This window comes from Bacteroidales bacterium, assembly GCA_041671145.1.
Lineage (GTDB): Bacteria > Bacteroidota > Bacteroidia > Bacteroidales > JAHJDW01 > JAQUPB01.
In genome coordinates, this window is the sequence record JBAZBZ010000034.1 from 22,735 (window position 1) to 36,160 (window position 13,426).

The window sequence follows — 13,426 nt, forward strand, 5'->3', positions numbered from 1 at the left end:
AGATTTATCATAGAGGAAGTTCCTGTGGAATCAACCTCTTATGATGAGTTTCAATGATTTTAATATCCTCGACGGATAAGGGTCCATTTATTTTTTTAATTTTATTGTTGCAAAAGTAAAATTTATTCATAAAAAACCAACAATTAATGATAACTTTTTTACAAAAATAAAAATTTGTATTTTTACTAAATTATTTAACTACTAAATAAGTAATCGTATGAAAAAAATTTTATTATTATCAGTTTTGTTTACAGCTTCAATTATTTGTTTATCTCAAACAAAGTTCCGAAGCGGAATATTTTTACATCATTCAACCGGTGGCTGTATTTGGGGACCAAATGGTTCTTCAACAAGCATACCTCAGGAAATGACGGCATATAACATTGTTCATTCATACACAGGAGGTAATGCTGTTAGCATGACAGAGGAATGGTGGTCACCATCAGATAATGAATGGTCAACACAACATAATTTTTTTGAAGACCCAAGTCCTGTAACTGGTATTGGTTATTACACTCCAAACAACAAAATTGTTGTAATAAAATCATGTTTCCCTTCTTCTGATATGAGTGGCATGGGAAATGCATCCGATACAAATTCTCCCACAACAAAATCAATGTATAATTACAAATGGCACTGGAGGCATATCGTAGAAGCAATGAGTAAACATCCGGATAACTTTTTTGTAATCTGGACAAATGCTCCGCTTGTGGCGGGAGCAACTAATTCATCTGCTGCTTCATTATCTAAAAATTTCTGCAAATGGGCAAAAGATACTCTTGCAAATGGACTTGACCCTGTTGTCGGTGCATTTCCTTCAAATATTTATGTTTTCGATTTTTTTTCAAAACTTACTGATGCTAATGGATACCTGCAAAGTCAGTACGCTGCAAGCAGCAGCGACAGTCATCCGAATTCAGCGGCAACTGCATTGGTGGCACCTCAGTTTGTAAATGAAATATTCGATGCCGCCATTGCTTACGAATTATTAAGTGATGTTAATAATAATAATATTGATGCTGTTTCCATTTACCCTAATCCGAATAATGGAACTTTTTACATTAATGGAAATATTGAAAACACATATTTAAAAATATTTAATTTAACTGGAAATCTCATTTATGAAAAAAATAATTTTAATTTTTCAAACCCTGTTAAGCTTGATTGCATAATAAATGGGGTTTATTTTATAGCAATTGAAACTCCCAATAAAGCTTATCATTCATCCGTTATAATTCAGAAATAAAATATAAACCATAAAAATAAAAAATCATGGATATTAAAATGACAACAACAACTTTTGAACTTACAGGTTATAAAATAAAAAACAATCTGGGAGTTGTAAGGGGTATTATAGTCCGTTCACGTTCAATATTCGGAAGTATCGGTGCCGGTTTTCAAACATTATTCGGCGGCGATATAACATTGATGTCGGAACTCTGTGAAAAAACACGACTTGATGCTTTCACTCAGATGATTGAGCACGCCGAATCTCTTGGCGCAAATGCCGTGGTTGGTGTAAGATATGAATCTACCGAAATAATGAGCGGTGTTACTGAAGTTTTATGTTATGGAACCGCCGTAGTTGTGGAATAAAAAGATATTACGGGTTTTATTGTGATGACTATATTGCCAAATATGGCGTGAGAGATGTATACTGATTTTCGGGATTTATTTTTTTATTTCTTTAAGATATTCTAAAAACTTCATCATTCCTTTTTTCTTCAAATCATCAAATTCATAACTCAAATTTTCAAAGAGATATTCGCGAAGATTGATATTATATGGATTGTCATTATTGGCATACCATTCACTAATAACAGCTTTTTTATTTTCAACACCGTATTTAATTGCCGCATTGAATTTATCAATAAAATCACCATGCAATTTCTTATTTGCAATCCAGCATGCGAAAACAAATGGCAATGAAGTGAATTTACGCCATTCATCTGCCAAATCAAAAACATACTCGAATTTATCTTTAAGTTCGAAATTCTTATCGCCAATCACAACACCTGCAATATTATTTTCTATATTGTCAATATAATTTTCCTCTGCATTGAGCCATTCTGGGTTAATCCTCCAGTATTTTTGTGCAAGAATGCGCACAAGATTTATTGATGTTTTTGACTTGCAATCTAAAAATATTTTTTCGATTTTATTCAAAGGAACATTGCTGTATAGCTCAACTGTCTTCGCTTTTCCAACTGCCCCAATACAATAATCAGAATAAATATAATATTCTTTCAACAAAGGAATTACTGCAACAGGAACAATACCTATATCAACTTTATTATTTAAAAGCTTTTCTGCAGCCACTGACGGCACATTGTAGAGCAATTCGGTCTTGTTATCAATTGGCTTTTTTTTCAGTCCATAAACAAAAGGAAGGGTATTTAAAAACGGTATTAATGATATTTTCATAATAAATTTCTTCTGTTTTAATTTATCAATTTGCAAACCTAAATTAATTTCAACAAATAGAAAAAAGTTTTTTATGAAAATATCTAAAATGCCTGAAGTTTAAAGTATTCCATTGAAGAAGAATTGCAGTCGGTTTTAAAAAACTCCTTAATATCATACATTTTTTTTAACAACTAACATAAACTTTTAATCTTATTTTTTGAATTTTACAAATTTGATGTAAGTTTGTGCAATTCAAATTTAAAATTTCAAACAGATGAAAAACTTCGATTACAAAAAAGTATTACCACACATCATTGCAGTTTTATTTTTCATACTTATTACTGTAGTTTATTATAGTCCTGCCACATTTCAGGGAAAAAAATTAAAGCAGGATGATATTACGCGAAATGTGGAAATGTCGAAGGAAGTAAATGACTTTCGTGCAGCAACTGGCAAGGAGGCACTGTGGACAAATTCAATGTTCGGCGGAATGCCTGCCTACAACATTTCCGTTAATTACAATGCAAATCTGATGAATTATGTTGTTCGCATTTTGAATATTGGCTTTACTCATCCTATCGGAATACTTTTTATCACATTACTTGGTTTTTATCTTTTGCTTATATGTCTTAATATAAATCCATGGCTCAGCATATTCGGAGCTGTAGCTTACGCTTTTTCGTCATACTTTTTCATAATTATCGAAGCAGGACATAATTCAAAAGCTGCAACAATCGCATACATAGCGCCTGTTATTGCCGGAGTTATCATGTCATTCAAGGGGAAATATTTCTGGGGTGGAGTCATAACCGCATTATCACTTGCTCTTGAAATAAGAGCTGCTCATCCTCAGATTACTTATTATTTGTTTTTCATTGTTGTTATTTACGGAATTATTGAATTTATAAATGCCATAAAATATAAAACATTTCCGCGATTTTTAAAATCAACAGTTGTTTTGATTATCGCAGGAATAATCGCTGTAGGAACATGTGCAACAAGTTTATGGGCAACTTATGAATACGGAAAATACTCCACACGCGGAAAATCGGAATTAACATTCGACAAGAACAACAAAACTTCCGGATTGGATAAGGACTATGCAACAAGCTGGAGTTACGGAAAGCTCGAAACCATGACACTTTTAATTCCCAATTTCATGGGCGGCTCTTCAACGGCATCATTGGGAAAAAATTCCGAAACCTATAAAATGCTTAATGATAACGGTGTTCCTAATGCCGAAGAACACATAAAATATCTGCCTTTATATTGGGGAACACAGCCGTTTACATCAGGGCCTGTTTATGTGGGTGCAATAATTTTCTTTCTCTTTGTTTTCGGTTTATTTGTTGTTAAAGGCACTTTCAGATGGTGGCTTTTGTTTGCAACAATTTTCTCGGTATTGCTTGCATGGGGAAGAAATTTTATGCCGCTTACGGAATTTTTCCTTGACCATTTTCCCGGATATAATAAATTCCGCTCTGTTTCAATGATACTTGTTATAGCTGAATTTGCAATGCCGCTAATGGCTATACTCGTACTCAATAAAATTTTCGAAGAAGAAATTGATGTAAAAAGAATTTTCAAACATCTGAAAAATTCATTCTACATAGTTGGCGGAATATGCCTTCTGTTTGCACTTTTCGGAGGAAGCTTATTTGATTTCACAAGCAGCGGCGATTCCGAACTTAAAGACAGCTTGAAATCAGTCGGCTGGCCCGATAATCTTATAAACGGAATGTTAGCCACATTGCCAACCGACAGAGCTTCATTATTGCGTTCCGACGCTTTCCGTTCGTTTATTTTTATTCTGCTTGCAGCAATTACAATATGGGCTGTAATTTATAACAAAATCAAAAAAGAATATGCATGCATTATTTTAATTGCACTTGTTTTAATTGATATGTGGGCAATTGACAGACGCTATCTGAACAATGACGATTTCATTACAAAACAAAAAGAAAACAGCATGCATGAGCCAACTCAGGCAGACCAATATATTCTGCAAGACCAATCGCCCGATTACCGCGTTTTAAATCTTGCAGTAAATACATTCAATGATGCCAGCACTTCATATTTTCATAAATCCATCGGAGGTTACCACGGTGCTAAAATGAAGCGATATCAGGAATTAATAGAATTTCACATTTCAAAGGAAATTCAGGAAATATTTTTTGCATTTAAAAATCATCCTTCCGACACCACGATAGATGCCGCTTTATCAAAACTCGGAGTTATCAATATGCTCAACACACGTTATATTATTTATAATTCTGAAGCCCCTCCATTAAAAAACAAATACGCATCAGGTAATGCATGGTTTGTTGATAATTATAAATTAGTTAATAATGCAGATGAAGAAATAACACAATTAAATAAAATCAATCCCGCTACAACAGCATTAATTGACAAAAGATATTCCGACTTAATAAAAAATTACAAAAACACTTTTGAACCAACCGCATCCATAAAGCTTGAATCATACAAGCCAAATGACATCGTTTACAATTCAAAAACAAGCAAAGAGCAACTTGCAGTATTTTCTGAAATATTTTATGATAAAGGATGGAACGTTTATGTTGATGGTGAAAAGAAACCATATTTCAGAGCAGATTATGTATTGCGAGCAATGCTCGTACCGGCAGGACAACATAAAATAGAATTTAAGTTTGAACCAAAATTATATTATGTGGGAGAAAAAATCTCGCTGGCAAGTTCGCTTCTTATTTTACTTATTGCTTTTGGAGGTATTGCAGTTGAATTGAGGAGAAAAAAATAAAATTCCCACACAATGAGAATAATTTCGCTTTGTTTTTTTGCCATTATTTATACGCAATTAGATTAGATTATTTTTATTTATTTTTGTATTATTACAACATATTTTTTTACTTAAAAGAAATTAAAAATGGAAAACTTAATTTTAAAATACTTGTCTGAGAGAATGGACAAGCAGCATGATGAAGAAAAAGAAAAAGGTTCCGTTATAACTATATCAAGGGAATTCGGGTGCGAAGGATACGAACTCGCCGAGTTACTTATAAATGCTATTAATAAAAAAAATAATGATAAAAAAGAACATCCCAAATGGATAGTTCTGCATAAAGATATATTGGAAGAAGCTGCTTTGGAATTAAATTCCAAACCTCATATTATTTCTCATATATTTAATGCCGAAGAGCGCGGGTTCCTTGCTGAATTGATTGCTTCTTTTTCAGGAAGCACTCATGTAAGTGATGAAACCATCAAAAATGCCATAACAAAAATCATATTAGGATATGCTGAAAAAGGGCATGTGATAATTGTGGGCAGAGGTGGATGTATTATATCAAGGATGGCACCAAAATCATTACATATAAGAATTGTTGCTCCTTTTGAGATGAGAGTCGAAATTGTTGCAAAACGTTTTAATATAAGTCCGTCACAAGCTAAAGAAAAGATAGAAGAAATGGACAAACATAGAAGTGCCTTTTTGAGTTTATTCAAATGTGCTTTAACTGACAACGAACTTTTTGATATAACATTTAATCGTAAAAAATTCACGAAACATGAAATTACCGATACGATTATTAAAATAATTGAAGATAAAAATTTTATTTAAATCAACTAATGTTGCAAACTTCTAATAACAGGTTTCATCAGAAATGATAAGCATTTACGCCATTAACTATTTCACCATTTCCACAAACTCTTCCTCTGAAATAATTTTAATATTAAGTTCTTTTGCTTTTTTATATTTCTCGGGTCCTGTATTTTCGCCTGAAACCAGATAATCGGTTTTTGAAGAAACAGAACTTACATTCTTACCGCCGTTTTCCTCAATTGTATTTTTAATTTCGTCTCTTGAAAAATTTTCAAAAGTGCCGCTAACAACAAATGACTTCCCCTGAAGTTTATCTGACTTTATTTTTGAAACATTTCCGTTTACTTCAAATTGTATTCCTTTATTTTTAAGACGTTCAATTATTTTAATATTATTTTCATTTTTAAAATAGTTAATAACACTTTCTGCAATCTTATCCCCTATTTCTTCAACCTGTATTAACTCATCAAAAGTTGCTTTTGCAATATTGTCAATACTTTTAAAATGACTTGCTATTTTCTTGGCAATATTTTCTCCTACATAGCGAATTCCGATTGCATACAGAACCCTTTCAAATATTACCTTTTTGGAATTTTCTATTCCCTTTAAAATATTTTCAACAGTTTTTTCTTTAAAACTTAATTTCTTTTCTTTTTTATTTTCCGTTGCTTTAAAAACTTTTTCTAATCCTATTAATTTCTCATAAGTCAAGTCGTACAAATCGGCAATATTTTTTACAATGCCGTTATCATAAAGCATTTCGATTTTTCCTTCACCCAAGCTATCAATATTCATTGCTTTTCTGCAAATAAAATGTTCGAGTTTACCTTTTAACTGTGGTGGACAATTTTCTTCATTCGGGCAATAATGAATCGATTCGTTTTCTTTTCTTATCAAAGGAGTATTACATTCAGGGCAAGTTTCAATATACTTTACAGGCACTGAATTTAAAGGTCTTTTGGAAATTTCTATTCTTGTAATTTTCGGAATTATTTCGCCGCCTTTTTCAACATAAACCATATCGCCAATTCTCACATCAAGTTTTTTCACAACATCGGCATTGTGAAGTGTCGCACGTTTTACAACAGTTCCTGCAAGCTGCACAGGTTCGAGGTTTGCAACAGGAGTAATTGCACCGGTTCTGCCAACCTGAAAATCTATAGAAAGAAGTTTTGTTAAAACTTCTTCGGCTTTAAACTTATACGAAATTGCCCATCGTGGTGATTTTGCAGTAAAACCAAGCTGTTCCTGTAATTTATATGAATTGACTTTTATAACAACTCCGTCAATATCAAACGGAAGTTTTTTTCGTTCTTCATTCCATGATGAAATGTAATTAAAAACACAGTTTATATCTTTACATTTAACCATATAATCAGAAACCTTGAAGCCCCAATCTCTTGCCGCTCTTAAATTTTCGTAATGAGAATCAAACGGAAGATTGTCGCATAACATGTGATATAAAAAACAATCTAATCCACGCTTCGCAACTTCCGATGAATCCTGCATTTTTATACTTCCTGCTGCTGCATTCCGCGGATTCGCAAAAAGCAATTCACCTGTTTCCTCACGTTCTTTATTTAGCATTTCGAAACTTTTGCGAGGCATTATTATCTCACCACGTATTTCAAATTCTTCTGGAAAATTATTACCTTTTAATTTTAGCGGAATGCTTTTAATAGTTCTAATGTTCAATGTAACATCATCTCCACTTTCACCATCACCTCTTGTAACTGCCTGAAACAACAAACCATTTTTATAGGTCAACCCTATTGCAACTCCATCAAATTTCAATTCACAAACATATTCAAAATCGCTGCCAATTGCTTTTTTTACTCTTTCATCAAAATCCCTAAGGTCATTTTCGGAATATGTATTTCCAAGTGAAAGCATCGGATACTTATGTAAAACTTGTTTGAATTCTTTTGTAATGCCGCCACCTACTCTCTGTGTCGGCGAATCGGATTGAGCAAATTCAGGAAATTTATTTTCAAGTTTAATAAGTTCTTTCATAACCAAATCATACTCATAATCGCTAATTACGGGTTTTGCCAAGTCATAATAGAGTTTATTATGCTCTTCGATTTGCTTTGTTAATTCCTGAATTTTTATTTTAGCTTCTTTCTGATTCATAAACAAATAATAAAATTTATAAAAACAAGATACAAATATATTTAACTTTCGACAAAGTTTTGTGTACAAGATTTTAATTTAAAAAAATAGTTAACATAAGAATTCAAACAGAAATTAAAAATAAATATGTATATTTATTTTTTCGATTCATAAGAATGTATAAAAAACTACTTTTTTTTACGATAATTTTATCCGTCAATTTCGCTTTAGCACAAGTGAGTGAGTTTTTCGTACACTAAAATTAAGATTTAATTTTAATATACTTAAATATGTTTTTTTACATTTCAAAAATATTATCATTTCTCTTAAATCCATTTATGTGGATAGCGATTCTGCTTTTTGTTTCTTTATTTTCCAAAAATCAAACACAAAAAAAACGTTCTTTTATATTGGCTCTGCTTCTGCTGATTATTTTTTCCAATACTTTTATTTTCAACAAAGTCATGTATTGGTGGGAAGAACCTGCCGTAAATCAAAATAGAATCACACAGCCGTATGATGTAGGAATTGTTCTCGGCGGCGGAATTGCCGTGAACGACCCCGAAATGAGCCGCATAAATTTCAGGAGCAGTACCGACAGGTTTTTGCAGACATTATCTCTTTATAAATTAAAAAAAATAAAAAAGATTTTACTTGTCGGCGGTGATGCACGACTTTTTAAAAACGATGAAAAAGAGGCGGAAACATTAAAAAAATACATGCTCTTAATAGGTATTCCCGACTCCGATATTATTATTGAAACAAATTCCGTGAACACATATCAGAATGCTGTTTACACAAAAAAAATTCTTGTCGATAAATTCCCTAAAGGAAAATACCTTCTTATAACCTCGGGTTACCATATAAAAAGAGCAATGGCTTGCTTTGAAAAAGCAGGCGTAAAGGTATTTCCATACAGCGTTGACCGCCGCTCCGGTAAAACCAGCTACGATATTGATTTGCTCCTTATTCCAAGTGTCGAAACCCTGTGTTCATGGAATGGCTTGTTTCATGAATGGCTCGGATACTTCAGTTATTTAATAATGGGATATGTTTAATAGTTTAAAGTTTAATGTCTAAAGTTTAAAGTTTCGGGATTTTGTTGTTTGTGCAAAACCTCGATATTCATTTTTTATTTTCAAAAAGTTTTGAATAATAAAATTTTCATCAGGGTAAAACAAAAGTTTTAATCTTTCAATAAATTTTCAAGCAAAATTATAAACCTATTTCTTTTTGTTTTTTAATGCAATTGCTCTATTATCGAAATATTGAGCTTTTTCTTTATTGCCAAGCAACTTGTATGTTAATGCTAAATTATTAATAATATTCAAGCTATTGGGGTCAATCTTGTATGCAGCTTCGAGTACATTAACTGATTTATCGTATCTTTTCTGAATTCCATAAGCTACTCCGAGATTTGTTAATGTTATCACATCATTGGAGTTTAAGCTAATTGATTTTTCGAGGTAAAAAATAGATTTGTCAAGGTCGTTCTTATATTGCCCGTATAATGTACCTAACTTAAAAACCACATATTGATTTCCTTGATTCTTGCTATATAATATTTCATAATAATAAACTGTTGAATAATTAACTTGACTTTGCATGCACTTTTTATTATATTTCTTCTATAAAACATTTTCAATAAGTTAAAAATTAGTTTTATATCAGGTTTATGTATAAATGTAATTTTTATGTAACTTTGTAAATAAACAAACTATTACTAAGATGAAAAACATATACATTTTGTTGATTTCATTGTGTACAATAAATATTGCAAATGCACAGTGGCTAACATTAAATTCAGGAACAACACAATTTTTGCGTTCAGTTTATTTTGCAAATGAAAGTGTGGGTTATGTTGTTGGTGGAACATGCAGCAATAACATTATTATTAAAACCACAAATGCTGGACTGAGTTGGACGCCAAAAAATCCTGGCATCTCAAATATTTTGTATTATGTTTTTTTTACAAACCAAGATACTGGCATTGCTGCTGGTGCAAATGGTGTAATAATAAAAACAACTGATGCAGGAGAAAACTGGTCAACAAAATATTCTGGTACATCAAACGAATTATATAAAGGTTTTTTCACAAATTCACAAACAGGATATGTTGTGGGTGCAAATGGCACAATAATTAAAACTACAAATGGAGGTAACAATTGGTCTTTGTTAAATTCTGGTACTTTAAGTAATTTTTATCATGTTTTTTTTACAAATAACAACACAGGTTATGCTGTTGGAGATAGCGGTGTAATAGTTAAAACAACTAATAGTGGAGCTAATTGGTCAAAAACTTGCTTAAATAGTTCATATTTAAATGCCTCAATTTACTTTATTGATGATACTACTGGGTTCATAGCAGAATATAATGGCATTATTCTTAAAACTACAGATGCAGGAAAAAATTGGTCAAGCCAGATTAAGTCAGGTTCTTTTAGCGATGTTTGGTTCACGGACAATAAAAACGGGTACATTGTTGGTCAGGCTGGTTTTATACTGAAAACAACAGATTGCGGAACAAATTGGTATACACAGTCTTTTAGTAATCCTAATGAAAATTATGTATTTTTATTTTTCATAAATTTCAATACCGGCTATATTGTAGGCAGCAATGGATTAATACTGAAAACAACAAATGGGGGTGGCAATTCGATAAATGAGCTAAAAAATAATTCAATTGATATGATAATTTACCCTAACCCTACAAAAGATATATTAACAATAGAAATACCCGAAACAGAAAAAGAAAACATTTTGTCAATTTGTAACATAAATGGACAAGAATTAATTAAACAGGAAATAAAAAGCAACAAAACACAAATAGATATAGGCAAATTGAGAGGCGGAGTTTATTTTGTGCAGCTTATAAGTGAAAAAAAAGTTATAACAAAAAAAATAACAATAAATTAAAAAAAATAAAATCTAATTTAAAAATAGATTCATTTTAAATTTTCAATAATTTTCTCATCAACATTATAACCAAGTTCTTTTGCTTTATTAACATTTTCAAGTGCATTTTTCTTATCGTTCTTAAACGAATAAATAACAGCCATTTTGTAATAAGCCATAGCATTACCGGGTTCAAGTGATGTAATTCTTTTATAATCTATCAATGCATCATCATATTTTTTAAACTCCGATTCAAGTATTGCTTTGTTAAAATATGTATTTATATCATTAGGATTTAGCTGAATTGCCTTGTTGTAATCTACAATTGCAAGTTCATAATTTTTTGTCATCGCATAAAAATTTGCTCTATTGCTATATATATCAGAAGAATTGGGAGATAACTTTTGTGCTTTATCAAAATTTATTATCGCTTCATTTAAATTTCCCTCAATACATAATTGAATTGCAAGATTCATATAGCCAGCATAATTATCCGGTTTCAACTGGATTGTTTTCATGAAATCTTCTTTTGCGATACTATTTTTCTGCATTTCCCTGTATATCGTACCACGACGTATATAATTTTCATAATCGGAAGGATTAATTTGTATTAATTTGTTTATGTCATTAATTGCATTTGAAAAATCATTTCTTTTGGAAAGTATGTCTAAACGTGCTGAAATTGCCTGTACGTAATTTGGATTTCTTTCTATTGCAGTGCTAAAATCATTTAAAGCTAAATCTATTTGTTTATTTTCAAAATAAAAAACAGCTCTGTTGAAATATGCGAGTTCATTTTTAGGATAAACTTTTATCATTTGAGTCCATAATTTTTCACTATTTTCCCATACTTTATTCTGCTTAAAGGTAAGAACAGAAAGAACAGCAACAACCACAATAGTTATAGCAACTATAATTTGTTTATACTTTATATATTTTGGATTTTCAATGGCATTTCCATATAAGTCGCCTATAATATAAAACAATCCGATTGATGAAATATAGAAATATCGGTCAGCGGCAATTGCAGAGCCAACTGAAAGTATTTGTAAAATTTGCAGTACATTAAAAAAGAAAAACAAAAAACCGAAAATTATTTTTTTACCTTTTTTCGCAGAATAAATTACAAGTCCGAATACAACAAAATTTATTATTGGCGAAATAAAATATATCATAGGAATTGAATCATTGATTTTATATGGATAAGGATGAATAGCAGCCAAACCAAATGGCAGAAACATTTTATACAAATAAAAAAATAAACTGTAGTTTGCAAGAAAAAATCTGTCTGTACCCGAATATGCACTGCCAACATTGTTTATAAAAGTTGATGCCCCCTGCATTTTCTGAACATAAATTGCAACAAGTCCGAATACAAATGAAATTGCAAGAAACGGGATTTTATCAATTATAATTTTAAAATTTACTTTCTTCATTTGCAAATAATCAATCAATAAAAGCATTATTGAAAACGGCACTGCCATGGCTTTTGACAAGCACGAAAAAACAAACAACAAAGTTGTCAGCATATAAAATCTAACATCGTTTTTTTCTTTGTATTTCAGATATGTTATCAATCCTGCAATGTAAAAGAAAGCATATAAAACGTCTTTTCTTTCCGAAATCCAAGCAACAGATTCAACATGCAAAGGATGCACTCCGAACAAAACCGCTCCAATTGCAGCAATATTTATATTTGAACTTATTTTTTTTATAAAAACAAATACAAGCAAAGTGTTAAGTATATGCAAAATAAAATTCGTAAAATGATATACAAAAGGATTTAATCCCGAGATTTTATTTTCAATAGCATATGTCAACATAGTTAATGGCTGGTAATTGCCAACGTAGAAGTTTGAAAATAGAATTTTAATATTATTAAAAGAAAGATTTTTTATATCGGGATTATTTATAATATAATACTGGTCATCAAGATTCGTAAAGCTGCATTTCAACGTAGGTAAAAAACACAAAAAAGTTATTGCAATTACAAATATTGCGAATAAAATATCTTTATTTTTCTTGTTCGAAGATATTAGTTGTGGTTTGTATTGCCTTGCAGCAATAGTAGAGCCGCTTTGTTTTTTTGATTTTTTTTTATTGCTGAAATTATTACTCATATAATCAATAAAAAAAGATTTAATTATTTGTTCTTCTTATAAACTCTTTTTATCCAGCCCGGTAATATCACGGAACCAAGAAATAAGTACGGATAATACGTAATCAATCGCCAGATTAACGCAAGAGGCACTGCCCATGATAAATTAGGAATAAGGTCAACAAGAAACTTTGAAAAAACATATTCTGCTATTCCGCTTGCACCTGGCGTAGGGCTAACCAGAAACAACATTCGCATTACAAGTTGTCGGGCATAAATCAGGAAATGGTCGAAATATCCTAATTTGCTTGCAAAAAAAGCCATGAACATAAAAT

At 31.2% G+C, this 13,426-nt stretch carries 11 protein-coding genes; 6 read left to right on the forward strand and 5 right to left on the reverse strand.

Features of this window, described 5'->3' with window-relative positions; translation table 11 throughout:
• Positions 1–217 precede the first annotated feature (217 nt).
• Both WC223_10475 and WC223_10480 read left to right on the forward strand, forming a co-directional pair.
• On the forward strand, positions 218–1,246 hold the full coding sequence (locus WC223_10475; protein ID MFA6924661.1) for a T9SS type A sorting domain-containing protein: 1,029 nt from the start codon (positions 218–220) through the stop codon (positions 1,244–1,246).
• Positions 1,247–1,272: 26 nt separating this feature from the next.
• Positions 1,273–1,596, forward strand: a complete 324-nt coding sequence (locus WC223_10480; GenBank protein MFA6924662.1) for a YbjQ family protein — start codon at positions 1,273–1,275, stop codon at positions 1,594–1,596.
• A 75-nt stretch (positions 1,597–1,671) separates the two neighbouring features.
• Here the strand turns inward: WC223_10480 and WC223_10485 are convergent, their stop codons facing one another.
• Positions 1,672–2,424: a menaquinone biosynthesis protein gene (locus tag WC223_10485; GenBank protein ID MFA6924663.1), complete on the reverse strand. Its 753-nt coding sequence runs from the start codon at positions 2,422–2,424 to the stop codon at positions 1,672–1,674.
• 256 nt (positions 2,425–2,680) lie between these two features.
• Between WC223_10485 and WC223_10490 the strand changes: the two genes are divergently transcribed.
• Both WC223_10490 and WC223_10495 read left to right on the forward strand, forming a co-directional pair.
• A complete protein-coding gene (locus tag WC223_10490; protein MFA6924664.1) occupies positions 2,681–5,185 on the forward strand; it encodes a YfhO family protein in 2,505 nt (834 codons plus the stop codon).
• A 126-nt stretch (positions 5,186–5,311) separates the two neighbouring features.
• Positions 5,312–6,004 (forward strand): cytidylate kinase-like family protein, encoded by a 693-nt coding sequence (locus tag WC223_10495; protein ID MFA6924665.1) that lies wholly within the window; start codon positions 5,312–5,314, stop codon positions 6,002–6,004.
• A 66-nt stretch (positions 6,005–6,070) separates the two neighbouring features.
• Here the strand turns inward: WC223_10495 and ligA are convergent, their stop codons facing one another.
• Positions 6,071–8,119, reverse strand: a complete 2,049-nt coding sequence (gene ligA / locus WC223_10500; GenBank protein MFA6924666.1) for an NAD-dependent DNA ligase LigA — start codon at positions 8,117–8,119, stop codon at positions 6,071–6,073.
• Between the two features lie 269 nt (positions 8,120–8,388).
• Here ligA and WC223_10505 point away from each other — a divergent pair, with 269 nt between their 5' ends.
• Positions 8,389–9,156: a YdcF family protein gene (locus tag WC223_10505; GenBank protein ID MFA6924667.1), complete on the forward strand. Its 768-nt coding sequence runs from the start codon at positions 8,389–8,391 to the stop codon at positions 9,154–9,156.
• Between the two features lie 165 nt (positions 9,157–9,321).
• On the opposite strand, the gene WC223_10510 is transcribed toward WC223_10505, so the two are convergent.
• Positions 9,322–9,705, reverse strand: a complete 384-nt coding sequence (locus WC223_10510; protein MFA6924668.1) for a tetratricopeptide repeat protein — start codon at positions 9,703–9,705, stop codon at positions 9,322–9,324.
• 121 nt (positions 9,706–9,826) lie between these two features.
• Here WC223_10510 and WC223_10515 point away from each other — a divergent pair, with 121 nt between their 5' ends.
• On the forward strand, positions 9,827–11,014 hold the full coding sequence (locus WC223_10515; protein MFA6924669.1) for a YCF48-related protein: 1,188 nt from the start codon (positions 9,827–9,829) through the stop codon (positions 11,012–11,014).
• Positions 11,015–11,043: 29 nt separating this feature from the next.
• On the opposite strand, the gene WC223_10520 is transcribed toward WC223_10515, so the two are convergent.
• Complete coding sequence (locus WC223_10520) at positions 11,044–13,113, reverse strand: tetratricopeptide repeat protein (protein MFA6924670.1); 2,070 nt, start codon at positions 13,111–13,113, stop codon at positions 11,044–11,046.
• Between the two features lie 23 nt (positions 13,114–13,136).
• The coding region (locus WC223_10525) for a lysylphosphatidylglycerol synthase domain-containing protein (protein ID MFA6924671.1) at positions 13,137–13,426 on the reverse strand (290 nt) is incomplete at its 5' end.